Here is a 24,827-nt window from a genome sequence, read left to right as displayed (position 1 = left end):
CAACTCATGGCGGGCAGCGCCCACGGACACACCCCGGCCGCCTGGACCGGTGTCATCATCTCCTTCATCGGCTTCTGCATCGCCGGAGTCTTCATGGTGGCCGCCAACGTGCCCGGTTTCTGGGCGGGCATCGCCGTGGTCCTCCTCGGCGGCGTCGTCGGCGGGGCGATGAAGGTGGCGGGCCTCGGCATGCCGAAGCAGTCGGCCGACGTGGCCGCCGCCCGCGAGGCCGCGACCACGACCGCACGGGCCCGTTCCTGACGCGACCCCACGCACCCGAGGGCGCGGCCCGGCACCGCCGGACCGCGCCCTCGCGCGTGGAGGCCCCGGCCGGATTCGCGCGGGGAGGCCCGTACCGGGCCGGCGCGCGGAGGGGGCCGGGCCCGGCTCGCGCGCGAGGGGTCGGGCTGCGCCCCCGTGCGCGAGGGGCGAGAATCACCGCGTGGACCCGCACCCGACGCCCGAACCCGCGACCGACACCGCCCACCGCACCCGGTCGGCGGAACGGACGGACACGAATGTCCCGGCCCCGCCGGCCGGGAACCCGGCCGTCCCGGCCTCGGCCACCCCGGATCCGGCTGTCCCGGACTTGGCCGTCCAGGCCTCGGCCACCCCGGGTCCGGCCGTCCCGGACTCGGCCGTCCAGGCCTCGACCGTCCCCGCCCCGGCCGCCCCGGATCCGGCCCTCCCGGACCGGTCGTGGGAATCCCCGTCCCCGGCCCCGCCCGCTCCGGACCCGTCGCGGGGAGCTTCGGCCCCGTCGCCGACGGCTCCGGGCTCCGCCCCGCCCGCTCCGGACGCCGCGGTCCGCCCCCAGGCGGCCGTACCGCCGCCCCCGTCCCCGTCCGGCACCCCCTGGCCCGGGCCCCCCGCGCCCCCCGCCCCGCCCCGGTCGCGCGCCCGGCGCCTGCTCGCGCCCGTGGGCGCCGTCGCCGGGGTCGTCGCCGCGTTCGCGTACGTCGGGACCGTCGACCCCAACGAACCCGGGCACTACCCGGTCTGCCCGCTGCTCCGCTTCACCGGCGTGTACTGCCCCGGCTGCGGCGGGCTCCGCAGCGCCCACGCCTTCGCCCACGGCGACCTCCCGGCCGCCCTCGGCGCCAACGCCCTCGCCGTCGTCGGCTACGGCGTGTTCGCCGTCGTCGCCGTCCTGTGGCTGGTTCGCGCCTACAGGGGCGTGCCGGCGCGCCTCTCGGTCCCGCCGGACTGGTGGTGGGGGATCGGGGCCGTCCTCGCCCTCTTCACCCTGGTCAGGAACCTTCCCTTCGGCTCCGCGCTGGCCCCGTGAGGACCCGCCGGAACCCCGGCGGGACGTCCCAGCAGGTGGGACGCCGCTCCGGCCGATGCGATTCCCGGGCCGTCCTGCGGATAGGATCGATATGGCTGAACCTGGTTCATCATCACCGTCCCGGAAGGGGGCCCCTCGCGTGAGTGTGCTCGACGAGATCATCGAAGGCGTGCGCGCCGACCTCGCAGAGCGGCAGGCGCGGGTCACCCTCGACGAGCTCAAGGAGCGCGCCGCCAAGGCGCCGCAGGCCAAGGACGGCGTCGCCGCACTGCGCGGCGACGGCGTCAAGGTGATCTGCGAGGTCAAGCGCTCCAGCCCGTCCAAGGGCGCGCTCGCCGCGATCGCCGACCCGGCCGGACTCGCCGCGGACTACGAGGCGGGCGGCGCGGCCGTCATCTCGGTCCTCACCGAGGAGCGCCGCTTCGGCGGCTCCCTCGCGGACCTGGAGGCCGTCCGCGCCAAGGTCGACATCCCGGTCCTGCGCAAGGACTTCATCGTCACCGCGTACCAGCTCTGGGAGGCCAGGGCGTACGGGGCGGACCTCGCGCTCCTCATCGTCGCCGCCCTGGAGCAGGAGGCCCTCGTCTCCCTCATCGAGCGGGCCGAGTCCATCGGGCTCACCCCGCTGGTCGAGGTGCACGACGAGGACGAGGTCGAGCGCGCCGTCGACGCGGGCGCCCGGATCATCGGCGTCAACGCCCGCAACCTCAAGACCCTCAAGGTCGACCGCTCCACCTTCGAGCGCGTCGCGCCCGAGATCCCGGACCACATCGTCAAGGTCGCCGAGTCCGGCGTCCGCGGCCCGCACGACCTCATCGCGTACGCCAACGCGGGCGCCGACGCGGTCCTCGTGGGCGAGTCCCTGGTGACCGGCCGCGACCCGAAGGCCGCCGTCGCCGACCTGGTCGCCGCCGGCGCCCACCCGGCCCTCCGCCACGGGCGGAGCTGACCGGACCGTGACCCCCCGCCGCGACGCGCCGACACCTCCGGGCCCCGCCCGGGGGAACGCCGCCGTGCCGCCGGCACCCGGGCGCCGCGGCCGGCTCCGTACCGCCGCGGCCCCCGTACCCGCGCACGCCCCCCTGGCCCGCGGCTGCCGCCCGCGCGGCTGCCGCGCGCCCGCCCGGCGGGTCCTCGGCCGCCGGGTGCGGTACGTGATCGGCGACGAGCCCGGCCAGGTCAACGGCATGCGATGGCGCCCGCGCCTCGCGCGCGTCCTCACGCACGACGCCGGCGCCTAGCGCCTCCGGCTCTCCGACACCCGGTCCTGCGAGGTCGGCCCCGCACCCGTGCGGGCGCTTCCGCCGCCCCCCGTGTGGTCGTCCCGCACGGCGGGACGGGTGGGCACGCGGGACGGCGCCCTCTGCGGGCTCCTCCGCACCCGTACCCGCCCGCACCACCGGCGCGGCGCACACGGGGTGCGGGTCGAGGCGCGGGAGCCTGGGCCCGGCAAAGAGCGCCGTCCCGTTGTGCCCACCCGTCCCGCCCCGGCGGAACGACTGCCCACAACGGGCGGGAGGCGGGGCCCGCGGCCTCGCTGCGGGCACCTCCGGAGCGCAGGGCGGGCAACGTCAGGGCGCACGCCCGGGCACCGCCCCCGGGCGGTGGCCCGTGGCGGGCACCCGTACTGCCGACCGCGTTGACGTACGCGAGTGGATCGCGCGCACACCGTGACCATCACCCACACGTATCCCGGGGCACCCGCCCCGCGAGGAGCAACCGCATGTCCAGCGAGTTCTTCATTCCCGACCCGGACGGTCAGGTCCCCACCGCCGAGGGCTACTTCGGCGCCTACGGCGGCAAGTTCATCCCGGAGGCCCTCGTCGCCGCCGTGGACGAGGTCGCCGTCGAGTACGACAAGGCCAAGGACGATCCCGAGTTCGCCCGCGAGCTCAACGACCTGATGGTGAACTACACGGGCCGCCCGAGCGCCCTCACCGAGGTGCCCCGGTTCGCCGGGCACGCCGGCGGCGCCCGCATCTTCCTCAAGCGCGAGGACCTCAACCACACCGGCTCGCACAAGATCAACAACGTGCTCGGCCAGGCCCTCCTGACCAGGCGCATGGGCAAGACCCGGGTCATCGCGGAGACCGGCGCCGGACAGCACGGCGTCGCCACCGCCACCGCCTGCGCCCTCTTCGGCCTCGACTGCACCATCTACATGGGCGAGGTCGACACGCAGCGCCAGGCGCTGAACGTCGCCCGGATGCGGATGCTCGGCGCCGAGGTCGTCGCCGTGAAGTCCGGCAGCCGCACCCTCAAGGACGCCATCAACGAGGCCTTCCGCGACTGGGTCGCCAACGTCGACCGCACGCACTACCTCTTCGGCACCGTCGCGGGCCCGCACCCCTTCCCCGCCATGGTCCGCGACTTCCACCGCGTCATCGGCGTCGAGGCCCGCCGCCAGATCCTGGAGCGCGCCGGGCGCCTCCCCGACGCGGCGATCGCCTGCGTCGGCGGCGGCTCCAACGCCATCGGCCTCTTCCACGCCTTCCTCCCGGACGCCGGCGTGCGCCTGATCGGCTGCGAGCCGGCCGGCCACGGCGTCGAGACCGGCGAGCACGCGGCCACCCTCACCGCCGGCGAGCCCGGCATCCTGCACGGCTCGCGGTCGTACGTCCTCCAGGACGACGAGGGCCAGATCACCGAGCCGTACTCGATCTCGGCCGGCCTGGACTACCCCGGCATCGGCCCCGAGCACGCCCACCTCAAGGACAGCGGTCGCGGCGAGTACCGGGCCGTCACCGACGACGACGCCATGCGGGCCCTGCGCCTGCTCTCCCGCACCGAGGGCATCATCCCGGCCATCGAGTCGGCGCACGCCCTCGCCGGGGCGATCGAGGTCGGCAGGGAGCTCGGCCCCGAGGGCCTCCTCGTGGTCAACCTCTCCGGGCGCGGCGACAAGGACATGGACACCGCCGCCCGCTACTTCGGCCTGTACGACACCGACGCCGAGGTCGCCGCGGACGCCGGCGCCGACGACACCGCCGAGATCGAGGGAGACGCCGAGTGAGCGGCAACATCGACCTGCTGAGCGACACCCTCGCCGCCGCGAAGGCGGAGGACCGGGCCGCGCTCATCGCCTACCTCCCGGCCGGCTTCCCGACCGTCGACGGCGGCATCGCCGCGATCAAGGCCGTCTTCGACGGCGGCGCCGACGTCGTCGAGGTCGGCCTCCCGCACAGCGACCCCGTCCTCGACGGCCCGGTCATCCAGACCGCCGACGACATCGCCCTGCGCGGCGGCGTCCGGATCGCCGACGTCATGCGCACGGTCCGCGAGGCCCACGAGGCCACCGGCAAGCCGGTCCTCGTGATGACGTACTGGAACCCGATCGACCGGTACGGCGTCGAGCGCTTCACCGAGGAGCTCGCCGCGGCCGGCGGCGCGGGTTGCATCCTGCCCGACCTGCCGGTCCAGGAGTCCGCGCTCTGGCGCGAGCACGCCGACAAGCACGGTCTCGCGACCGTCTTCGTCGTCGCGCCCAGCAGCCGGGACGAGCGCCTCGCCACCATCACGGCCGCCGGTTCCGGCTTCGTCTACGCCGCCTCCCTCATGGGCGTCACCGGCACCCGCGAGTCCGTCGGCGAGCAGGCGGCCGACCTCGTCCGCCGCACCCGCGCCGCCGTCGGGCCCGGCCGCACCCTCCCCGTCTGCGTCGGGCTCGGCGTCTCCGACGCCGTCCAGGCCAAGGAGGTCGCCGCCTTCTCCGACGGCGTCATCGTCGGCTCCGCCTTCGTGAAGCGGATCCTCGACGCCGACGGCGACGAGGCCGCCGGACTCGCCGCCGTAAGGGAACTGGCGGCCGAACTCGCCGCGGGCGTCCGCCGGGATTCGTAACCCGTCCGGGTGGATCTGGGACCGGGGAGGCGCGCACGTGCCTCCCCGGTTCGTTGTCCGGGACGTGAGCCAGAACAACCGTGGTGACGGTAACCGGAACGCGCGGGAGCGCCTTCAGCAGCAGCGCGAGCGCGACAAGGCCCGCGACAGGCAGCGGCGCGTCCTGATCGTGTCGTCGGCGGTGGTCGGCGTCCTCGCCCTGGCCGCGGTCGTCGGCGTGATCGCGGCGAACGCCGACAAGGGCGGCGGATCCGACAAGGCGGGGCCCGTGGTCGCGCCGTCGACCTCGGTCGAGGGCGACAAGCCCGCCATCCCCACCGGCCGGCCGGACGCCCCCGCCACCCTCCAGATCTGGGAGGACTTCCGCTGCCCGGCGTGCGCCCAGTTCGAGAACGTGATGCGGGACTCCATCCACGAGCTGGAGGCCTCGGGACAGCTCAGGACCGAGTACCACCTCGCCACCCTCATCGACGGGAACATGGGCGGCAGCGGCTCGCTGCGCGCGGCGAACGCCGCCGCGTGCGCCCAGGACGCCGGGAGGTTCACCCCGTACCACGACACGCTCTACGTCAACCAGCCGCAGGAGACCGACGACGCCTTCGGCGACAACAAGAAGCTGATCGAGCTGGCGGCGAAGGTGCCCGGCCTCGACACGCCGGAGTTCCGGAGCTGCGTGGAGGACGGCACGCACGACAGCTGGGTCGTGAAGTCCAACGAGGCCTTCCAGAAGGGCGGCTTCCGCGGCACCCCGACCGTCCTGCTCAACGGCGAGTCGATCTTCCCGACCAAGGGGAACGAGCAGCTCTCCCCGGAGAACCTGAAGAAGTGGGTCGCCGAGGCCAACAAGGGCAGGAAGCCCGGCACGGCCTCCCCGTCGGCCGGCTGAACGGCCCTCCGGGCGGTTCCGTCCGCCGGGGTTAGTTACCCAGACGTTGCCGGGCGGGCTGCCGCCCCGCCCGCCCGGCAGGGTAGCGTCGGACCTGCCATGGACCTTGCCTACATTCCCAGCCCGTCGACCGGCGTGATCCACCTCGGACCGATCCCGCTGCGCGGCTATGCCTTCTGCATCATCATCGGTGTCTTCGTCGCCGTCTGGTACGGCAACAGGCGCTGGATCGCCCGGGGCGGCACCGCCGGCACCGTGGCCGACATCGCCGTCTGGGCGGTGCCCTTCGGCCTCGTCGGCGGACGCCTCTACCACGTGATCACCGACTACCAGCTGTACTTCAGCGAGGGTGAGAACTGGGTCGACGCCTTCAAGATCTGGGAGGGCGGCCTCGGCATCTGGGGCGCCATCGCGCTCGGCGCGGTGGGCGCCTGGATCGGCTGCCGCCGCCGGGGCATCCCGCTCCCCGCGTACGCCGACGCCATCGCGCCCGGCATCGCCCTCGCCCAGGCCGTCGGCCGCTGGGGCAACTGGTTCAACCAGGAGCTGTACGGCCGGGCGACCGACCTGCCCTGGGCCCTGAGGATCAGCGAGGGCGCGAACCGCGAGGCCGGGACCTACCACCCGACCTTCCTGTACGAGTCGCTCTGGTGCGTCGGCGTCGCCCTCCTCGTCGTCTGGGCCGACCGCCGCTTCAAGCTCGGCCACGGACGCGCCTTCGCGCTCTACGTCGCCGCGTACTGCGCCGGCCGCGGCTGGATCGAGTACATGCGCGTCGACGAGGCGCACCACGTGCTCGGCCTGCGCCTGAACGTGTGGACGGCGATCGTCGTCTTCCTCCTCGCCGTGGTCTACATCGTGGTCTCGTCGAAGATCCGGCCGGGACGCGAGGAGATCGTGGAGCCGAAGGCGGAGAAGACGCCGGAAGCGTCGGAGAAGGCCGGGGAGCCCGACGGGGGCGGGTCCGACGAGGACGCGGACGGCGACGCGAAGCCGGACGCGCCCTCCGGCGCCGTCGACCTCGGCAAGGACGCGGAGCACGGCGCCGGGAAGAGCTGACCTCCCGCGCGGATCGCAGGGGCCGCCGGAGCCGAAGGGTTCCGGCGGCCCCTCCGCGTGCGGGGGTACGGGTCACCCGGCCCGCGCGGCGAGGGCGAGGACCCGGTGGGCGCCCTCCACCACCGCCGCGTCCACGAACCGGCCGTCCGGGAGGGCCAGCGCGCCCCGCCCGGTCGCGGCGACGACCTCCCGGGCCGCGTCGACCTCCTCCGGGGTGGGGAGGTAGGCCCGCTCGATGACGGGGAGCTGGCGGGGATGGATGGCCGCCCGGCCCAGGAAGCCCATCGCCCGGCCCCGGGCGCAGTCGGCGGCCAGCCCCTCCGGGTCGCGGACGTGGGGGTGGACCGACTGGGCCGGCGGCGGCAGGGCGGCGGCGCGGGCCGCGACCACCAGCCGGCCGCGCGACCAGTCGAGCCCGCTGTCCTCCCGCACCCCCAGGTCGGAGCGGAGGTCGGCCTCGCCGAGCGCGACGCCGCGCACGGCGGGGTGGGCGGAGGCGACGGCGTACGCGTTCTCCACGGCGAGGGCGCTCTCCAGGAGCGGGTAGAGCGGGAGGCCCGGGGCGAGGCCGGCGATCCGGTGGACGTCGGCGGCGTGGGTCACCTTGGGGACGCGGAGACCGCAGAGGCCGGGGAGGGAGGCCAGGACGGGGACGTCGAGCGGGGTGTGGACGCGGACGTGGACCGGGACGGGATGGACGTCCGCGAGGAGGTCGGCCGTGGCGTCCAGGGCGTAGGCCTTGCGGTCGGGGGCGACCGCGTCCTCCAGGTCGACGATGACGACGTCGGCGCCGGAGGCCAGGGCCTTGCGGACGACCTCGGGCCGGTCGCCGGGCGCGTACAGCCAGGTGAGCGGGGTGTGCGGTCCGGCGGTGCCGCTCGCCACGGGCGCGCCGGTCCGCTCGCGGGGGCCGCTGACCCGGCCCGGGTTCCGGACGCCGTGCGGTCCGCTCATACCGCCCCCTGCTCGCGGAGGGCGTCGATCTCGGCGGGACCGAGCCCCAGTTCGGAGAGGACGGCGGTGGTGTCGGCGCCGTGCGGGCGGCCGGGCCAGCGGATGGCGCCGGGCGTCTCGGAGAGCCGGAAGAGGACGTTCTGCATCCGGATCGGCCCCAGTTCGGGGTCCGCCACCTCGGTGACGGTGCCGAGCGCCTGGTACTGCGGGTCGTCGAGGACGTCCCGGACGTCGTAGACGGGGGCGATGGCCGCCTCCGCCTTCTCGAAGGCCGCCACGGCCTCGTCGCGGGTGCGGCGGGCGATCCACGAGCCGACCGCCTCGTCCAGGACGTCCGCGTGCGCGGCCCGGCCCGCGCCGTCGGCGAACCACGGCTCGTCGATCAGCTCCGGGCGGCCGACGAGGTTCAGCACCCGTTCCGCGATCGACTGCGCGGAGGTGGAGACGGCGACCCAGGAGCCGTCGGCGGTCCGGTAGGTGTTGCGCGGGGCGTTGTTGCGGGAGCGGTTGCCGGTGCGGGGCTGGACGTATCCGAGCTGGTCGTACCAGAGGGCGTGGGGTCCGATGACGGAGAGCATCGGTTCGATGATCGCCATGTCGACGACCTGGCCGCGGCCGGTCGTCGTCCGGGCGGTGAGCGCGGTCATCACGGCGTACGCGGTGGCCAGGGCGGCGATCGAGTCGGCCAGGCCGAAGGGGGGCAGGGTCGGCGGGCCGTCGGGCTCGCCGGTGATGGCGGCGAAGCCGCTCATCGCCTCGGCGAGGGTCCCGAAGCCGGGACGGTGGGAGTACGGGCCGAACTGGCCGAAGCCGGTGACCCGGGCCAGGACCAGACGCGGGTTGGCGGCGGAGAGCTCCTCCCAGCCCAGGCCCCAGCGCTCCAGGGTGCCGGGCCGGAAGTTCTCCACGATCACGTCGGCGTCGGCGGCCAGCGCGAGGAGGGTGTCGCGGCCGCCCGGCGCGGACAGGTCCAGGGTGATCGTCCGCTTGTTGCGGCCGAGGACCTTCCACCACAGGCCGACGCCGTCCTTGGCGGGGCCGTGGCCGCGGGACGGGTCGGGCCTGCGGGGGTGCTCGACCTTGACGACGTCGGCGCCGAAGTCGCCCAGCATCATGGCGGCGAGCGGCCCGGCGAAGAGGGTCGCGAGGTCCAGGACGCGCAGCCCGTGGAGGGGAGGGACGGGGCCTGCGGGCGCGGCGTCGGCGTCGGCCCGCGTGCCGTCCGGTGCGGGAAGGGTCGTCATACGGGATCGGCCTCCAGGGTCTCGGGGGAGCGGAAGGCCGCTTCGATGTCGACGCGGTACGGCATCGAGGTCGACGCGCCCTCGCGCCGGACGGAGAGCGCGGCGGCGGTCTGCGCCCAGAGGACCGCCTCCGGGGCGGGGCGGCCCTCGCCGAGGGCGACCGCGAGGGCGCCGACGAAGGTGTCGCCGGCGCCGGTGGTGTCCACGGCCCGGACCCGGCGGGCGGGCACGGCGACGGGCTCGGCGCCGCGCGCCGCGTAGAGGCTGCCGGCCGCGCCCAGGGTGACCACCACCTCGGGGACGTCCCGCAGCAGGGCCTCGGCGGCGGCGCGCGGATCCGCGCGACCGGTGAGCGCGGCGGCCTCGTGCTCGTTCGGCACCAGCAGGTCGGTGACGGCGAGGAGTTCGGGCGGGAGCGGCCGCGCGGGGGAGGGGGTGAGGACGGTGCGGACGCCGCGCCGGCGGGCGGCCGTGGCGCCCTCGACGACGACGGGGAGCGGGAGTTCGAGCTGGAGGAGCAGGGCGTCGGCGGTGCCGATGAGGGCCTCGTCTCCGTGGGTGAGGGAGGTGACGGTGCCGTTGGCGCCGGGGACGACGACGATCGCGTTGCCGCCCTCGTCGTCCACGACGACGTGGGCGGTGCCCGAGGGGCCCTCGACGGTGCGCAGCAGGTCGGTCTCCACCGCGCAGTGCTCCAGGGTCGCCCGCAGCCGCGTGCCGAAGCCGTCCGTGCCGACCGCTCCGATCATGGCGACCTCGGCGCCGGCGCGGGCGGCGGCGACGGCCTGGTTGGCGCCCTTGCCGCCGGGGATCGTGCGGAAGGAGCGGCCGGTGACGGTCTCACCGAGGGCCGGGGCCCTCGGCACGTAGACGACGAGGTCCATGTTCGTGCTGCCGAGCACGACGATGCTGGTCATGGGCGTACTGCCTCCAGGTGTGTCAGTTCGGCCAGGGTGTCGAACCCGATGCCGTCGAAGGACGGGACCGAGGTCGCGAGGCGGTTCTTGAGGGGGGAGGTCCAGCGCTCGGGCAGCCGGTCCGGGCGTCCGGCGAGCAGCCCGGCGACCGAACCGGCGGTGGCGCCGTTGGAGTCGGTGTCCCAGCCGCCCGAGACCGCCGCGCAGACCGAGCGGGAGAAGTCGCCGTCGGCGTGGGTGAGGGCGGCGGCGAGCAGGGCGGCGTTGGGGACGGCATGGACCCAGTGGTACCCGCCGAGTTCGGCGTGCAGCCGGTCCGCGACGGCGTCGAAGCCGGCGTGGGCGCGGGCGGCGTCGATGCCGAGGCGTACGGCTCCGGCGAGGCGGGAGCGCGGCGGAATCACGGAGAGCCCGGCGGCGAGCGCCCGGTGGACGTCGGCGGTTCCGCTCGCGGCGGCGGCGACGGTGGCGGCGACGAACATGGCCCCGTACACGCCGTTGGCGGTGTGGGTGAGCACCGCGTCCCGGTGCGCCTGCGCGGCGGCGGCGACCGGGTCGCCCGGGTGGGTCCAGCCGTGCGCGTCGGCCCGGATCTGGGCGCCGATCCACTCGCGGAAGGGGTTGCGGCGGACGGCGGTCAGCGGGGGTTCGACCCCGTCGAGGAGGTTGCGGTAGGCGACGCGCTCGGCCGTGAAGGTGCGGCCGGCGGGAAGCTCGTCGAGCCAGAGGCGGGCGACGTCGGCGGTGGTGAAGCCGCGGCCGTGCCGCCGGAGCAGGAGGAGGTTCAGGAGGGGGTAGTTGAGGTCGTCGTCCTCGGGCATGCCGTCGATGTTCTCGGCGAGCGAGGTGGCGGCGGAGCGCCGGTTCCAGGGGTGCGCGGCGAGCAGGCCGGGAGGCACGCCCCGAGCTGTGAACCAGGTGGTGAGCGGCCAGTTGCCGGTGGCGCGGGCCAGGGCGCGGATCGCGGGGAGGGGCAGCTTCTCGACGGGCTTGCCGAGCAGGCACCCGACGGCCCGGCCGAGCCAGGCGGCGTGCAGGCGGGGGAGGAGCGCGGGGTCGTGCGCGGCCCGGCTCCTCGTGTCCGGTGGCGCGGGGGCCTCCCCGGGCCCGGGGGCCGTGCCCCCGTGGCCGCCGTGCTCCCGGGGCCCCGGTGCTTCGCGCGGGCGCGGGGCCGGGGCCCGGTGCCCGTCGTGCGGGGGGCCCGGGGCCGCGGCCGGCCCGTCCGCGGCTTCGCCGCGGGGACGTCCGGCGGGGGTGGCGGTCAGGGCCAGGATGTCCGGCAGGGCGGTCGGCTCGTGTTCCGCGAGGGGGCTCGGGAGAGCGGCCAGGGCGTCCAGGAGTTCTTCCGCCAGGGGGCGGAGGTCCGGGCGGGGGGTCTCGGACGCGCCGGCCGTCTCCGGGGCGGGCGGGCCGCCCGCCGCCGCCCAGCGGGCCGCCGGGGCGCGGGCGTCGCGGCCGTCCTCCGCCGCCTGCCGGAGCTCGTGGCCCACCAGGTCCTCCGGCTGCACCCAGGTCACCCGGAGGTTCACCGGTCCGCGTCCGTCAGCGCCGCGAACGCCGACTCGTGGGCCCGGCGCGCCTCCGCGTCCCGCGCGAAGACCTCGCGGGCGACCCCGGCCAGGGCCCGGGCCGGGGCGTGCAGGTCGAGGCGGCTCGCCTCCGCCACCCGCTTCGCCCAGTCGGCGGGCACGGCCGCCTCGCCGTGCAGCGCGCCCACGATCGCGCCCGCCATCGTGGCGATCGAGTCGCAGTCCCGGCCGTAGTTGACCGCCCCCAGGACCGTGCGCCGGAAGTCGCCCCCGCCGACGAGCAGCATCCCCAGGGCGATCGGCAGCTCCTCGATCGCGTGGAGCCGGGAGGGCCGCCGGGCCCCGAGGGACGGCGCACGGTAGTCGGGGCCGACCGTGTCGAAGGGGGCGACCGCCGCGCGCAGGGGGGCGAGGGCGGTCTCGAAGTCCGTGTGGCGGGCGGCCGTCTCGGCCACCGCCTCGATCGCCGCCTCCGTGCCGTCCTTCGCCAGGGCCAGGGCCGCGTCCACGACCGAGGCCGGCGTCGCGCCCGGCACGCAGGCCGCCGCCACCGCCGCCGCGAACACGCCGGCCGCCTCCCGCCCGTACGAGGACTGGTGCGCGCCCGCCAGGTCGAGGGCCTCGGCGTAGGCGGCCCGGGGGTTGGCGGCGTTGACGAGCCCGACCGGCGCCATGTACATCGCGGCGCCGCAGTTGACGATGTTGCCGCTGCCGGCCTCGCGGGGGTCCACGTGGCCGTAGTGGAGCCGGGTCACGATCCACTTCTCGGCGAGGAAGATCCGCTGGAGCGGCAGCGCCTCCGCCTCCAGCTCCGGGATCCAGACGGGGGAGTTCATGAGCTCGGGGACGAGGTGGTCCGCGACGGCGTACGCGTCGAGGTGGCCGCGGACCTTCTCGTACACCCGGATCAGGGTGTGGGTCATCAGGGTGTCGTCGGTGACGTGCCCGTCGCCCTTGTGGTACGGGGCGAGGGGGCGGGCGGTGCGCCAGGCGTCGCCGTTCCAGGGGCCGACGATCCCGGTGACGCGGCCGCCGTGGCGCTCCAGGATCTGCTCGGGGGCGTAGCCCTCGACGGGGCCGCCGAGCGCGTCGCCGACGGCGGCCCCGAGGAGGCTGCCGGTGATCCGGTCATCCAGGGCGGGAAGGCCCGGGGCGCTCGGCGCGTCCGGTGTGCGTACAGCCGGGTTGGGCACGTCCAGAGTGGGTTCCATGTCGGAATTGTCCACCTGGGGCGGCCGGTTCCGTGGCTCCGAGCAGCCCGGCGAGTTCCACCAGGTCCGTCCCCGCGAGCCGGGGCAGCGCGCAGCCCGCGAGGGTCCGGCAGGCCTCGCGCCAGGTCGCCGGGACCGACCGGCCGCCGCCGAGCGCCCCGGTGAGGGCGCCCGCGAGCGCCGGGGCCGAGTCCGCGACCCGGGAGAGGCAGGCGGCGGCCGGGACCGCGCCCGTCATCTCGCCCCGGGCGGCGAGGACGAGGGCGAGGGCGACCGGGACGGTCTCGGCGGCGGCGACGCCGTAGCTGTAGACGTGGTCCACGATCCGGTGCTCCAGGAGCGGGACCAGCTCGAACGCCGAGTCGGCGGTCCGGGCGAGCTCCACGGCCTGCCGGGCGTTGCGGCCGATCTCGGTGGCGGGCGGGAGTTCGGCGAGCGCCGCCCCGACGGCCTCCTCGGCGGTCGCCCCGCCGAGGGCCGCGGCGACCGCCGCCGCCGTCGCGCGGGCGCCGTGGACGCCGTCGCCGTCCTGGGTGTACCGGGCGTCGAACTCCGCGAGTTCGGCGGCGGCGCGCGGATCGCCCGGGTGGACGAGGGCCAGGACGGCGGCCCGCACGCAGGCGGCGTCGTCGAAGTAGTGCGGGTTGTCGTGCCCGGTCGCGGGCGGGCGCAGACCGGTGGCGAGGTTGCCGAGGCCGGCGCGGACCGAGATCCGGGCGCGGAGGGGGAGCACGGCGGACTCGACCTCGGGGGCGCGGTCGGCGGCGGCCGCGACCTGGCCGGCGAGGGCGTTCCAGGCGAGGTCGACGGCGGCGCGGAGCCGGCGCTCCGGGGGCAGCCCGGCGAGGGCGGGGGAGGAGGAGGCGAGGATCGCCTCGGCGGTGAAGACCGCCCACTCGGCGTCGTCGGAGGGGCCGAGCAGCAGGGGCTCGGGCGGCTGGTTGAGGGCGATGGGGACGGGGAGGGCGGTCGTCGCGTTCTGCTCCGCGAAGGTGTCGAGCTCCCGGGTGAGGCGCCGGGTCCACTCGGGCATCCGGGCGGCCCGGTGCCGGGCGGCGGGCCACCCGGCGGCGTCGCCGGCGGCGAGCCCGAGGAGCAGGCCCTCGATCGCGTCGCGGCGCGCGGGGACCCGGGCGGCCGGAGTCCGGGACCGGGTGGTCTGCGGCTGGACCTCGGTGGCCGGCGGCCGGGGTCGGTCGGTCGGTACCGGAGATCGGTCGGTCGGCGCCGGGGTCCGGTCGTGCGCGTCCCGTACCCCGGGCGCGGCCGGATCCTCGGGGGCGCCTTCCAGCAGGCCGGTGCCCCGCGCCGGTGTCGGTGCCCGCCCTCCCCCGGAGGGGGGACCGCCCACGGGGGTGGCGGCGAGGCGGACGCCGCCTTCCGGCGCGGTGCTGTCCACGGGGGCGGGGGCGATGCCCGTCGGGACGGCGACGGTGCCCGTCTCCGGAGCGCCGCTGCCCGCGGGGGCGGCGGCGGTGGCGGTGCCCGCACCCGGTGTCGTGCCGCCCGTACCCGACGGCGCACCGCCCGCCCCCGTACCCGGAGCCGTCCCGGCCCCGAGGAGCCCGGCGACACGGGCCCCCGGCGCGGTGCCGCCCGCAGGGGCGGTGCCCGGCCCCGGGGCGGTGTTCGCGGCGGGGGCCGGCGCGAGCGGGCCGGCCCCGGTGGCCGTACCCGTACCCGTCCCCGTACCGCAGGCCGTACCCGTCCCGGTGGCCGTACCCGTCCCCGTACCGCAGGCCGCCCCCCTCCCCGTGCCACTGCCCGCAAGCGTCCCCGCCCCCGGCGGGTCCGTCCTCTTCCCGTTCACGCCGCCTCCTCCGGGGTCAGCAGGTCCGCGATGTCCAGGACGTGGTAGCCGCGCATGGAGGGGAGGCAGCTCCCGGTGACCGGGGCGATCGCGGTGGCCCACTCCGCCGGGATCGCCCGGGCGCCCGACATCGCGCCCGCCAGGGCGCCCGCGACCGCCGCCGTCGTGTCGGCGTCGCGGCCCATGTTGACGGCGGTCAGGACGGCCGTGCGGAAGTCCCCGCGCGCCGCCGCGAAGGCGCCGAACGCCAGGCCCACCGCCTCCGGCGCCAGGTCGGTCCACGGGTAGCCGCCGACGACGACCGCCGAGCGGACCTGGCGCTCGCGGACGAGCGGGTCCGGCTGGACCCGCTGCGCCGCCACGACCGCGCGGCGCAGCGAGCGGGCCGTCCACGAGTCCATCGGGACGGCGGAGAGCGCCGCCGCGATCACCGACGTCACGCTCGCCCCGGCCATCGCCGCCGCGACCCCCGCCGCGACCGCCTGGCCGCCGTAGATGCCCTCGCCCTCGTGGCTGACGCTGCCGTCGATCGCGACGAGCCGGGCCGCCTCCGCCGGGCGCCCGGCGGCGAACACCCCGAACGGCGCCGCGCGCATCGCGAGGCCGTCGCTCCAGGCGTGCCGGTGCTGCGCGGAGATCGGTGCCGCGAGCCCGCGCCGGAGGTTCTCCAGGGTGCCCCGCTCCGAGAAGCCCGCGCCCCGGAAGGGGCCCTCGTCGAGGTCGGCGATCCAGCGGTGCCAGGCCCGCTCGACGTGCCGGACGGTGAGGGCCGAGCCGTGCCGGGCGAGCAGCAGCCCCGAGAAGACGGCGTACTCGGTGTCGTCCGTGCCCGCCGGGCTCTCCGTCACGAAGCCCTCGATCCGGCCCCAGCGGCGCCGGATCTCGGAGGGCCGCATGTTCTCGGCGGGCGCGCCGAGCGCGTCGCCGACGGCGAGGCCGAGGAGCGCTCCCCTCGCCCGTTCGCGGGTGTCGCATGCCGTGGTGGTGCCCATGTGCGGCGGCTCCTTCCTCGGGGAGGCGCACCGGCGGCGCCCCGTTGCCTGGATCTGTGCCACCACCGCCCGGGAACGCGACGCGGAAACGTCTCTGTCACCCGCCTGACACCCCGCCAGGATCCGGCCCGAGGACGGGGCGGATCGTGGTAAGTACGGCCTGCCTTGCTAGCGGGACCCTTACATCGAGCGTATTTTCGAGGGAAGTTACGAGGAGGGTGGGCGCGTTCCGGCCCGCCGTGAAGAGGGGAGCACCATGTCCGTCGTCGACGTCCGGGCGCCGCTGCACGAGGCCCACCGCGACAACCACACGCACCGCGACGTGAACGGCGGTTGGCTGCGTCCGGCGGTCTTCGGCGCGATGGACGGACTCGTCTCCAACCTCGCCCTGATGACCGGCGTCGCCGGCGGCGCGGTCTCCTCCGGCGCGGTCGCCGTCACCGGCCTCGCGGGCCTGGCCGCCGGCGCCTTCTCCATGGCCGCGGGCGAGTACACCTCCGTCGCCTCGCAGCGCGAACTCGTCCAGGCGGAACTGGAGGTCGAGCGCCGCCAGTTGCGCAAGCACCCCGTCGACGAGATGGAGGAGCTCGCCGCGCTCTACGTCTCCCGGGGGGTCGAGCCCGCCCTCGCCCGCGAGGTGGCGATGCAGCTCTCGAAGGACCCCGAGCAGGCCCTGGAGATCCACGCCCGCGAGGAGCTCGGCATCGACCCCGACGACCTGCCGTCGCCGGCGGTCGCCGCGGTCTCGTCGTTCGGCTCGTTCGCGCTCGGCGCGCTGCTGCCCGTCCTGCCGTACCTGCTCGGGGCGACCGCCCTCTGGCCGGCCGTCCTCCTCGCCCTCCTCGGGCTCTTCGCCTGCGGTGCCCTGGTGGCCCGGGTGACCGCCCGCGGCTGGCTCGCCAGCGGCACGCGCCAGCTCGCCCTCGGCGGCGCCGCCGCGGCCGTCACGTACGGGCTCGGCATGCTCTTCGGCGCCGCGCTGTAGTCCGGGGCCCCCGGACGCCCGGGCTTTTCCGGACCCAAGCCGCATATCGCCTGTGACGTATCTCCCTGGTCCGATCCGCCGCCGCGGTGAGACACTATGCGGAGCGCCACATACATAGCCGGTTACCCGGCGGTTTCGAACCCGTGACCAACGGGAAAGAGGCATGAGCGCCAGTGGGCAACGAAGCCCACCCAGCGACGGCTCGCCGGAGATCCGGAGATCGTGCGGACCCCCTCGATCCGTCCCCGCGGGACAGTGCCTGTCGCCGCACCCCACAGGTGAACCGGTACCACCGCTGTGTGTCGGCGGTGTCCGCATGTTGGAACGCGCTATCCGCTTCGCGAGAAGCCAGCCATCATGTAACCTGCACGAAATTTCGCGGAGGGCCAACGTCGTCCCTCGGCAGCTGCATATGCCACGACGACGACGGGAGAGCCGATGCGTTCCGACGCCTGGTCGCCCATGGACGGTCGCCCCGCTCCGCAGGGGATGTACGACCCCCGTAACGAACACGACGCCTGCGGTGTCGGGTTCGTGGCCACCCTCACCGGTGTAGCCAGCCACGCGCTGGTGGAGCAGGCGCTGACCGTACTGCGCAACCTCGAGCACCGCGGCGCCACCGGCGCCGAGGCCGACTCCGGTGACGGCGCGGGCATCCTGCTCCAGGTCCCGGACGCCTTCCTCCGCGAGGTCGCCGGATTCGAGCTCCCCGAGGCCGGCGCGTACGCCGTCGGCATCGCCTTCCTCCCCGAGGACGGCATCGACGCCGCCGTCGCGAAGATCGAGGCCGTCGCCGCCGAGGAGGGCCTGAACGTCCTCGGCTGGCGCGAGGTCCCCGTCGCCCCCGAGCTGCTCGGCGCCTCCGCCCGGTCCACCATGCCGGTCTTCCGCCAGCTCTTCGTCGCCGACGGCGAGAACACGGGCCTCGCGCTCGACCGCAAGGCCTTCGTCCTGCGCAAGCGCGCCGAGCGCGAGGCCGCGACCTACTTCCCGTCGCTCTCCGCCCGCACCCTCGTCTACAAGGGCATGCTGACCACCGGACAGCTGGAGCCCTTCTTCCCGGACCTGTCGGACCGCCGCTGCGCCACCGCCGTGGCCCTGGTCCACTCCCGGTTCTCCACCAACACCTTCCCGAGCTGGCCGCTGGCCCACCCGTACCGCTTCGTCGCCCACAACGGTGAGATCAACACCGTCAAGGGCAACCGGAACTGGATGACCGCCCGCGAGGCCCAGCTCGACTCCCGGGTCTTCGGCGAGGGCCCGCTGGACCGGATCTTCCCGATCTGCACCCCGGACGCCTCCGACTCGGCCTCCTTCGACGAGGTCCTGGAGCTGCTCCACCTCGGCGGCCGCTCCCTGCCGCACGCGGTCCTCATGATGGTCCCGGAGGCGTGGGAGAACCACGAGACCATGGACCCGGCCCGCCGCGCCTTCTACCAGTACCACTCCACGATGATGGAGCCCTGGGACGGCCCGGCCTGCGTCACCTTCACCGACGGCGTCCAGGTCGGCGCGGTCCTCGACCGCAACGGTCTGCGCCCCGGCCGCTACTGGGTCACCGACGAGGGCCTCGTCGTCCTCTCCTCCGAGGTCGGCGTCCTCGACATCGACCCCGCCAGGGTCGTCCGCAAGGGCCGCCTCCAGCCGGGGAAGATGTTCCTCGTCGACACCGCCGAGCACCGCATCGTCGAGGACGACGAGATCAAGGCCGCCCTCGCCGCCGAGAACCCCTACGCGGAGTGGCTGGAGACCGGCGAGATCGAGCTCTCCGACCTCCCCGAGCGCGAGCACGTCGTCCACACCCACGCCTCGGTCACCCGCCGCCAGCAGACCTTCGGCTACACCGAGGAAGAGCTCCGCGTCATCCTCGCCCCGATGGCCCGCACCGCCGGCGAGCCCCTCGGCTCCATGGGCACGGACTCCCCGATCGCGGCCCTGTCCGCCCGCCCGCGCCTCCTCTTCGACTACTTCACCCAGCTCTTCGCGCAGGTCACCAACCCGCCGCTGGACGCCATCCGCGAGGAGCTCGTCACCTCGCTGCGCTCCTCGCTCGGCCCCCAGGGCAACCTGCTCGACCCGACCTCCGTGTCGTGTCGCAGCGTCACCCTGCCCTTCCCGGTGATCGACAACGACGAGCTGGCCAAGCTCGTCCACATCAACGCCGACGGCGACATGCCCGGCATGAAGGCCGCGACCCTCTCCGGCCTCTACCGGGTCTCCGGCGGCGGCGACGCCCTCGCCGCCCGCATCGAGGAGATCTGCGCCGAGGCCGACACCGCCATCGAGGGCGGCGCCCGCCTCGTCGTCCTCTCCGACCGGCACTCCGACGCCGAGCACGCCCCGATCCCCTCGCTGCTGCTCACCGCCGCCGTCCACCACCACCTCATCCGCACCAAGCAGCGGACCAAGGTGGGCCTGCTCATCGAGGCCGGCGACGTCCGCGAGGTCCACCACGTCGCCCTGCTCATCGGCTACGGCGCCGCCGCCGTCAACCCGTACCTCGCCATGGAGTCCGTCGAGGACCTGGTCCGCGCCGGCACCTTCATCGAGGGCCTGGAGCCCGAGCAGGCCATCCGGAACCTGATCCACGCCCTCGGCAAGGGCGTCCTCAAGGTCATGTCCAAGATGGGCATCTCCACCGTCGCCTCCTACCGCGGCGCCCAGGTCTTCGAGGCCGTCGGCCTCGACGACGAGTTCGTCGCCACGTACTTCAACGGCACCGCCACCAAGATCGGCGGCGCCGGCCTCGACGTCGTCGCCAAGGAGGTCGCCGCCCGCCACGCCAAGGCGTACCCCGCCTCCGGCGTCCCCTCGGCGCACCGCGCCCTGGAGATCGGCGGCGAGTACCAGTGGCGCCGCGAGGGCGAGCCGCACCTGTTCGACCCGGAGACCGTCTTCCGCCTCCAGCACGCCACGCGCAACAAGCGGTACGACATCTTCAAGCAGTACACCGACCGGGTGAACGAGCAGTCCGAGCGGCTCATGACGCTCCGCGGCCTCTTCGGCTTCGCCACCGAGGGCCGCGCCCCGATCCCGATCGACGAGGTCGAGCCCGCCTCCGAGATCGTCAAGCGCTTCTCCACCGGCGCCATGTCGTACGGCTCCATCTCCAAGGAGGCGCACGAGACCCTCGCCATCGCCATGAACCGACTGGGCGGCAAGTCCAACACCGGCGAGGGCGGCGAGGACCCGGACCGCCTGTACGACCCGGCGCGCCGCTCCTCCATCAAGCAGGTCGCCTCCGGCCGCTTCGGCGTCACCAGCGAGTACCTGGTCAACGCCGACGACATCCAGATCAAGATGGCGCAGGGCGCCAAGCCCGGCGAGGGCGGCCAGCTGCCCGGCCACAAGGTCTACCCGTGGGTCGCCAAGACGCGTCACTCGACGCCCGGCGTCGGCCTGATCTCCCCGCCGCCGCACCACGACATCTACTCCATCGAGGACCTGGCGCAGCTGATCCACGACCTCAAGAACGCCAACCCGGCCGCCCGCATCCACGTGAAGCTGGTCTCCGAGGTCGGCGTCGGCACGGTCGCCGCCGGCGTCTCCAAGGCCCACGCGGACGTCGTCCTCATCTCCGGCCACGACGGCGGCACGGGCGCGTCCCCCTTGACGAGCCTCAAGCACGCGGGCGGCCCCTGGGAGCTCGGCCTCGCCGAGACCCAGCAGACCCTGCTGCTCAACGGCCTGCGCGACCGGATCGTCGTCCAGACCGACGGCCAGCTCAAGACCGGCCGCGACGTCGTCATCGCCGCGCTGCTCGGCGCCGAGGAGTTCGGCTTCGCCACCGCGCCGCTCGTCGTCTCCGGCTGCGTCATGATGCGCGTCTGCCACCTCGACACCTGCCCGGTCGGCATCGCCACCCAGAACCCGGTCCTGCGCGACCGCTTCTCCGGCAAGGCCGAGTACGTCGTCAACTTCTTCGAGTTCATCGCCGAGGAGGTCCGCGAGATCCTCGCCGAGCTGGGCTTCCGCACCCTCGAAGAGGCCGTCGGCCACGCCGAGCTGCTCGACACCGGCCGCGCCGTCACCCACTGGAAGGCCCAGGGCCTCGACCTGGAGCCCCTCTTCCACGTCCCGGACCTCCCGGAGGGCGCGGTCCGCCACGCCCTGGTCGAGCAGGACCACGGCCTGGAGAAGGCCCTCGACAACCAGCTGATCCAGCTCGCCGCCGAGGCCCTCAACGCCGCCTCCGCCGAGGAGGCCCAGCCGGTCCGCGCCCAGGTCGCGATCCGCAACATCAACCGCACGGTCGGCACCATGCTCGGCCACCAGGTCACCAAGAAGTTCGGCGGCGCCGGCCTCCCGGCCGACACCGTCGACATCACCTTCACCGGCTCCGCCGGCCAGTCCTTCGGCGCCTTCCTGCCGAAGGGCGTCACCCTCCGCCTGGAGGGCGACGCCAACGACTACGTCGGCAAGGGCCTCTCCGGCGGCCGCGTGATCGTCCGCCCCGACCGGGGCGCCGACCACCTGGCCGAGTACTCCACCATCGCGGGCAACACCATCGCGTACGGCGCGACCGGCGGCGAGCTGTTCCTCCGCGGCCGCACCGGCGAGCGCTTCTGCGTCCGCAACTCCGGCGCCCTCGTCGTCTCCGAGGGCGTGGGCGACCACGGCTGCGAGTACATGACCGGCGGCACGGCCGTCGTCCTCGGCGAGACCGGGCGCAACTTCGCGGCCGGCATGTCGGGCGGCGTCGCCTACGTGATCGACCTGGACCGGGACAACGTCAACTCCGGCAACCTGGGGGCGATCGAGGCCCCGTCGGACACCGACGCCGCCTGGCTGCACGACGTCGTGCGCCGCCACCACGAGGAGACCGGCTCCACGGTCGCCGAGAAGCTCCTCGCCGACTGGGACGCCGCCGCGGCCCGGTTCAGCAAGATCATCCCCACCACGTACAAGGCAGTGCTCGCCGCCAAGGACGCCGCTGAGCTCGCCGGTCTCTCCGAGGCCGAGACCACCGAGAAGATGATGGAGGCGGCGACCCATGGCTGATCCGAAGGGCTTCCTCACCACCGGCCGCGAGGTCGCCGAGACCCGTCCCGTCGCCGAGCGCGTCCGCGACTGGAACGAGGTCTACGTCCCCGGCTCCCTGCTGCCGATCATCAGCAAGCAGGCCGGCCGCTGCATGGACTGCGGCATCCCGTTCTGCCACAACGGCTGCCCCCTCGGGAACCTCATCCCCGAGTGGAACGACTACGCCTACCGCGAGGACTGGTCGGCGGCGCAGGAGCGCCTGCACGCCACCAACAACTTCCCGGAGTTCACCGGCCGCCTCTGCCCGGCGCCCTGCGAGTCCGCGTGCGTGCTCGGCATCAACCAGCCGGCCGTCACCATCAAGAACGTCGAAGTCTCCATCATCGACAAGGCCTGGGACGGGGGCGACGTCAAGCCGCAGGTGCCCGAGCGCCTCTCCGGCAAGACCGCCGCCGTCATCGGCTCCGGCCCGGCCGGCCTCGCCGCCGCCCAGCAGCTCACCCGGGCCGGCCACACCGTGGTCGTGTACGAGCGCGCCGACCGCATCGGCGGCCTGCTGCGCTACGGCATCCCCGAGTTCAAGATGGAGAAGCGGCACATCAACCGCCGCATCGAGCAGATGCGCGCGGAGGGCACCAAGTTCCGCACCGGCATCGAGATCGGCCGCGACCTGACGGCGACGGACCTGCGCAAGCGGTTCGACGCGGTCGTCATCGCCGCCGGCGCCACCACCGCCCGCGACCTGCCCGTCCCGGGCCGCGAGCTGAACGGCATCCACCAGGCGATGGAGTACCTGCCGCTCGCCAACAAGGTCGTCGAGGGCGACTTCGTCACCCCGCCGATCACCGCCGAGGGCAAGCACGTCGTCGTCATCGGCGGCGGCGACACCGGCGCCGACTGCGTCGGCACCGCCCACCGCCAGGGCGCGGCCTCCGTCACGCAGCTGGAGATCATGCCCCGCCCGGGCGAGGAGCGGAACCCGGGCCAGCCCTGGCCGACCTTCCCCATGCTGTACAAGGTCACCTCGGCGCACGAGGAGGGCGGCGAGCGGGTCTACTCCGTCTCCACCACCCACTTCGAGGGCGACGAGGACGGCAACGTCCAGTTCCTCCACCTCGTCGAGGTCGAGTTCGTCGAGGGCAGGCCGACCCAGAAGCCGGGAACGGAGCGGAAGATCCCCGCCCAGCTCGTCACCCTCGCCATGGGCTTCACCGGCACGGACGTCCAGAACGGCCTGGTCGCCCAGTTCGGCCTGGAGCTCGACGAGCGCGGCAACATCGCCCGCGACGCGGACTTCGCCACCAACGTCGACGGCGTCTTCGTCGCCGGCGACGCGGGCCGCGGCCAGTCGCTCATCGTCTGGGCCATCGCCGAGGGCCGCTCCGCCGCCCGCGGCGTCGACCGCCACCTGACCGGCGTCAGCTCCCTGCCGGCCCCGATCCGCCCGACGGACCGCTCCCTGATGGTCTGACGGCCCCTGAGAACGTCCCGTACAACGACGTACGGAACTGAGCGCGGCGCCCCCCCGAATGTCCCCGACCGGACGACTGGGAGGGCGCCGCGGCGCGTCCGCACCTCTCGCCGGCTCAGCTCTTCCCGGGCCAGATCCAGGTGGTCAGCGAGGCGGCGGAGACGGCGAGGACGCCGACGAGACCCATGCGGCGGGCCCAGGCGGTCATCCGCGTTCCCGGTGTCCCTGACGCCGATGAGCAGTGCCTTGCGGGCGTCCGTGGTCTCCGTCTCCGCGCCGTTCTCCGCCGTTGTGTCCACGCGCCCCCGCCTCCGCCGCTTCGCCCCGGGCGGCCGTGATTCCAGACCCCCCACCGGCGGCGGAGCCGTACTGACGGATCGTCACGCGGAAGCTGCCGTACGCTCGACCGCACGCCGGGCACGGCGACGTACGAGGGGGAGAGCCCATGGCACCGAACCTGCGGAAGGTCGAGGAGACCGCGCCCGTGCTCGTGAGTCTCTACAAGTCGGCGGGGGAGTCGCTGCGGCGGCACGGGATCGACGGGCAGCGGGCCGCCGTCCACCTGGTCGTCGACCACTCGGGGTCGATGCGGCCGTACTACAGGAGCGGCGCCGTGCAGGCGCTCGCCGACCGGGTGCTCGGGCTCTCCGCGCACCTCGACGACGACGGGCGGGTGCCCGTGGTGTTCTTCTCCACCGACGTCGACGCGGAGACCGAGATACGGCTCGACGACCACAGGGGGCGGATCCACCGGATCGCCGCCGGGCTCGGGCACATGGGGCGGACGAACTACCACCTGGCCATGGACGCGGTCGTCGACCACTACCTGGACAGCGGGGCTACCGACCCCGCGTTCGTCGTCTTCCAGACCGACGGCGGTCCGACCGGCAGGGCCGCGGCCGAGCGGTACGTGTGCAGGGCGGCCCGGCTGCCGCTCTTCTGGCAGTTCATCGGCTTCGGCGACCCCGACGGCCGGCAGTTCGACTTCCTGCGCAGGCTGGACGAGCTGGACGTCCCGGGGAAGCGGCCCGTCGACAACGCCGGGTTCTTCCACGCGGGACAGGACCCCGGCCGGGTCCCGGACGCCGAACTGTACGACCGGCTCCTCTCCGGGTTCCCGGTGTGGCTCGCCGCCGTCCGGGCCCGGGGCATCGTCCGGGGGTGAGACCACCGGAAACCGGTGGCCGCCCCCCGCCCCTCGCGTGGATCATGGCGCCATGACCTCTCTCGTGCGCCACGTGACCATCGACTGCGCCGACGCCTACGCCCTCGCCTCCTTCTGGGCCCGGGCCCTCGGCTCCGAGCTCTCCGACGACGACGAGCCGGGGGACGAGGAGGCGCTCGTCGAGACGCCCGGGGCCTCGCTCCTCTTCATCCAGGTGCCCGAGCCGAAGACGGCGAAGAACCGGGTCCACCTCGACCTCCAGCCGCAGGACCGCACCCGCGACGAGGAGGTCGAGCGGCTGATCGGCCTCGGCGCGACCCTCCTCGACGACCGCCGCAACCCGGACGGCACCGGCTGGGCCACCCTGGGGGACCCCGAGGGGAACGAGTTCTGCGTGGAGCGCAGCCGGGCGGAGCGCGAGGCCGTCGCCTCCTGACCCCCGCACCGGCACGGCCGGGGGCGGCGACGCCCCGGACGCGGCACGTCGGGTCTC

Annotated in this window: 19 protein-coding genes and 1 pseudogene; 13 read left to right on the top strand and 7 right to left on the bottom strand. The window is 74.9% G+C overall.

All coding sequences use genetic code 11. From position 1 onward, the window contains the following. The first annotated feature begins 6 nt into the window (after positions 1–6). The 8 genes from ACIQKA_RS07080 (at position 7) to lgt (ending at position 7,073) form a co-directional block, all read left to right on the top strand. Positions 7–261 carry an HGxxPAAW family protein gene (locus ACIQKA_RS07080; protein ID WP_383149224.1) on the top strand — a complete coding sequence of 85 codons (255 nt, stop codon included), beginning with the start codon at positions 7–9 and terminating at the stop codon, positions 259–261. 646 nt (positions 262–907) lie between these two features. Beyond that, positions 908–1,288, top strand: a complete 381-nt coding sequence (locus ACIQKA_RS07075) for a DUF2752 domain-containing protein (protein ID WP_383149222.1) — start codon at positions 908–910, stop codon at positions 1,286–1,288. Between the two features lie 139 nt (positions 1,289–1,427). Beyond that, a complete protein-coding gene (trpC, locus tag ACIQKA_RS07070) occupies positions 1,428–2,237 on the top strand; it encodes an indole-3-glycerol phosphate synthase TrpC (protein WP_383149140.1) in 810 nt (269 codons plus the stop codon). A 64-nt stretch (positions 2,238–2,301) separates the two neighbouring features. Continuing rightward, entirely contained in the window at positions 2,302–2,529 is a 228-nt protein-coding gene (gene trpM, locus ACIQKA_RS07065; RefSeq protein ID WP_383149138.1) for a tryptophan biosynthesis modulator TrpM, read from the top strand. 482 nt (positions 2,530–3,011) lie between these two features. Next, positions 3,012–4,301, top strand: coding sequence for a tryptophan synthase subunit beta (gene trpB / locus ACIQKA_RS07060; protein WP_383149136.1), 1,290 nt, complete (start codon positions 3,012–3,014; stop codon positions 4,299–4,301). Further along, positions 4,298–5,128, top strand: a complete 831-nt coding sequence (trpA, locus tag ACIQKA_RS07055) for a tryptophan synthase subunit alpha (RefSeq protein ID WP_383433094.1) — start codon at positions 4,298–4,300, stop codon at positions 5,126–5,128. Before trpB ends, trpA begins: the two co-directional genes overlap by 4 nt. Positions 5,129–5,192: 64 nt before the next feature. Further along, a complete protein-coding gene (locus tag ACIQKA_RS07050) occupies positions 5,193–6,014 on the top strand; it encodes a DsbA family protein (RefSeq protein WP_383433091.1) in 822 nt (273 codons plus the stop codon). A 99-nt stretch (positions 6,015–6,113) separates the two neighbouring features. Further along, positions 6,114–7,073, top strand: a complete 960-nt coding sequence (gene lgt, locus ACIQKA_RS07045) for a prolipoprotein diacylglyceryl transferase (protein ID WP_383149131.1) — start codon at positions 6,114–6,116, stop codon at positions 7,071–7,073. Between the two features lie 72 nt (positions 7,074–7,145). On the opposite strand, the gene ACIQKA_RS07040 is transcribed toward lgt, so the two are convergent. The 7 genes from ACIQKA_RS07040 to ACIQKA_RS07010 form a co-directional block, all read right to left on the bottom strand. Continuing rightward, complete coding sequence (locus ACIQKA_RS07040; RefSeq protein WP_383433086.1) at positions 7,146–8,027, bottom strand: HpcH/HpaI aldolase/citrate lyase family protein; 882 nt, start codon at positions 8,025–8,027, stop codon at positions 7,146–7,148. Further along, positions 8,024–9,271, bottom strand: a complete 1,248-nt coding sequence (locus ACIQKA_RS07035) for a CaiB/BaiF CoA transferase family protein (protein ID WP_402540286.1) — start codon at positions 9,269–9,271, stop codon at positions 8,024–8,026. The genes ACIQKA_RS07040 and ACIQKA_RS07035 overlap by 4 nt, the downstream gene beginning before the upstream one ends. Next, a complete protein-coding gene (gene rbsK, locus ACIQKA_RS07030; protein WP_402540284.1) occupies positions 9,268–10,188 on the bottom strand; it encodes a ribokinase in 921 nt (306 codons plus the stop codon). Before rbsK ends, ACIQKA_RS07035 begins: the two co-directional genes overlap by 4 nt. Further along, complete coding sequence (locus ACIQKA_RS07025; protein WP_402540282.1) at positions 10,185–11,717, bottom strand: ADP-ribosylglycohydrolase family protein; 1,533 nt, start codon at positions 11,715–11,717, stop codon at positions 10,185–10,187. Before ACIQKA_RS07025 ends, rbsK begins: the two co-directional genes overlap by 4 nt. Next, entirely contained in the window at positions 11,714–12,928 is a 1,215-nt protein-coding gene (locus tag ACIQKA_RS07020; protein WP_383149123.1) for an ADP-ribosylglycohydrolase family protein, read from the bottom strand. The genes ACIQKA_RS07025 and ACIQKA_RS07020 overlap by 4 nt, the downstream gene beginning before the upstream one ends. Next, positions 12,846–14,036, bottom strand: coding sequence for an ADP-ribosylglycohydrolase family protein (locus tag ACIQKA_RS07015; protein WP_402540613.1), 1,191 nt, complete (start codon positions 14,034–14,036; stop codon positions 12,846–12,848). Before ACIQKA_RS07015 ends, ACIQKA_RS07020 begins: the two co-directional genes overlap by 83 nt. A gap of 698 nt (positions 14,037–14,734) precedes the next feature. Further along, the gene (locus tag ACIQKA_RS07010) at positions 14,735–15,730 is read right to left on the bottom strand and encodes an ADP-ribosylglycohydrolase family protein (RefSeq protein ID WP_383149119.1); all 996 of its coding nucleotides are present in this window, start codon (positions 15,728–15,730) and stop codon (positions 14,735–14,737) included. A 256-nt stretch (positions 15,731–15,986) separates the two neighbouring features. Here ACIQKA_RS07010 and ACIQKA_RS07005 point away from each other — a divergent pair, with 256 nt between their 5' ends. The 5 genes and pseudogenes from ACIQKA_RS07005 to ACIQKA_RS06985 form a co-directional block, all read left to right on the top strand. Beyond that, a complete protein-coding gene (locus ACIQKA_RS07005; RefSeq protein ID WP_383149118.1) occupies positions 15,987–16,715 on the top strand; it encodes a VIT1/CCC1 transporter family protein in 729 nt (242 codons plus the stop codon). Between the two features lie 438 nt (positions 16,716–17,153). After that, positions 17,154–21,716 carry a glutamate synthase large subunit gene (gene gltB, locus ACIQKA_RS07000; RefSeq protein WP_383441479.1) on the top strand — a complete coding sequence of 1,521 codons (4,563 nt, stop codon included), beginning with the start codon at positions 17,154–17,156 and terminating at the stop codon, positions 21,714–21,716. After that, positions 21,709–23,169, top strand: a complete 1,461-nt coding sequence (locus ACIQKA_RS06995; RefSeq protein ID WP_383149114.1) for a glutamate synthase subunit beta — start codon at positions 21,709–21,711, stop codon at positions 23,167–23,169. Before gltB ends, ACIQKA_RS06995 begins: the two co-directional genes overlap by 8 nt. Before the next feature lie 445 nt (positions 23,170–23,614). Then, the gene (locus ACIQKA_RS06990; RefSeq protein WP_402540278.1) at positions 23,615–24,334 is read left to right on the top strand and encodes a VWA domain-containing protein; all 720 of its coding nucleotides are present in this window, start codon (positions 23,615–23,617) and stop codon (positions 24,332–24,334) included. Between the two features lie 52 nt (positions 24,335–24,386). Next, positions 24,387–24,761: pseudogene (locus tag ACIQKA_RS06985) on the top strand (VOC family protein); the annotation flags it as partial. Positions 24,762–24,827 lie beyond the last annotated feature (66 nt).

Source organism: Streptomyces sp. NPDC092045 (assembly GCF_044756005.1).
Classification (GTDB): Bacteria; Actinomycetota; Actinomycetes; order Streptomycetales; family Streptomycetaceae; genus Streptomyces.
This window is presented reverse-complemented; position numbering and strand designations above follow the sequence as displayed.

Coding starts and splice junctions, on each gene's coding strand:
- ACIQKA_RS07080 (WP_383149224.1), top strand. CDS start 7: ATGGCGGGCAGCGCCCACGGACACACCCCGGCCGCCTGGACCGGTGTC.
- trpB (WP_383149136.1), top strand. CDS start 3,012: ATGTCCAGCGAGTTCTTCATTCCCGACCCGGACGGTCAGGTCCCCACC.
- lgt (WP_383149131.1), top strand. CDS start 6,114: ATGGACCTTGCCTACATTCCCAGCCCGTCGACCGGCGTGATCCACCTC.
- ACIQKA_RS07040 (WP_383433086.1), bottom strand. CDS start 8,027: ATGAGCGGACCGCACGGCGTCCGGAACCCGGGCCGGGTCAGCGGCCCC.
- ACIQKA_RS07035 (WP_402540286.1), bottom strand. CDS start 9,271: ATGACGACCCTTCCCGCACCGGACGGCACGCGGGCCGACGCCGACGCC.
- rbsK (WP_402540284.1), bottom strand. CDS start 10,188: ATGACCAGCATCGTCGTGCTCGGCAGCACGAACATGGACCTCGTCGTC.
- ACIQKA_RS07020 (WP_383149123.1), bottom strand. CDS start 12,928: ATGGAACCCACTCTGGACGTGCCCAACCCGGCTGTACGCACACCGGAC.
- ACIQKA_RS07010 (WP_383149119.1), bottom strand. CDS start 15,730: ATGGGCACCACCACGGCATGCGACACCCGCGAACGGGCGAGGGGAGCG.
- ACIQKA_RS07005 (WP_383149118.1), top strand. CDS start 15,987: ATGTCCGTCGTCGACGTCCGGGCGCCGCTGCACGAGGCCCACCGCGAC.
- gltB (WP_383441479.1), top strand. CDS start 17,154: ATGCGTTCCGACGCCTGGTCGCCCATGGACGGTCGCCCCGCTCCGCAG.
- ACIQKA_RS06995 (WP_383149114.1), top strand. CDS start 21,709: ATGGCTGATCCGAAGGGCTTCCTCACCACCGGCCGCGAGGTCGCCGAG.
- ACIQKA_RS06990 (WP_402540278.1), top strand. CDS start 23,615: ATGGCACCGAACCTGCGGAAGGTCGAGGAGACCGCGCCCGTGCTCGTG.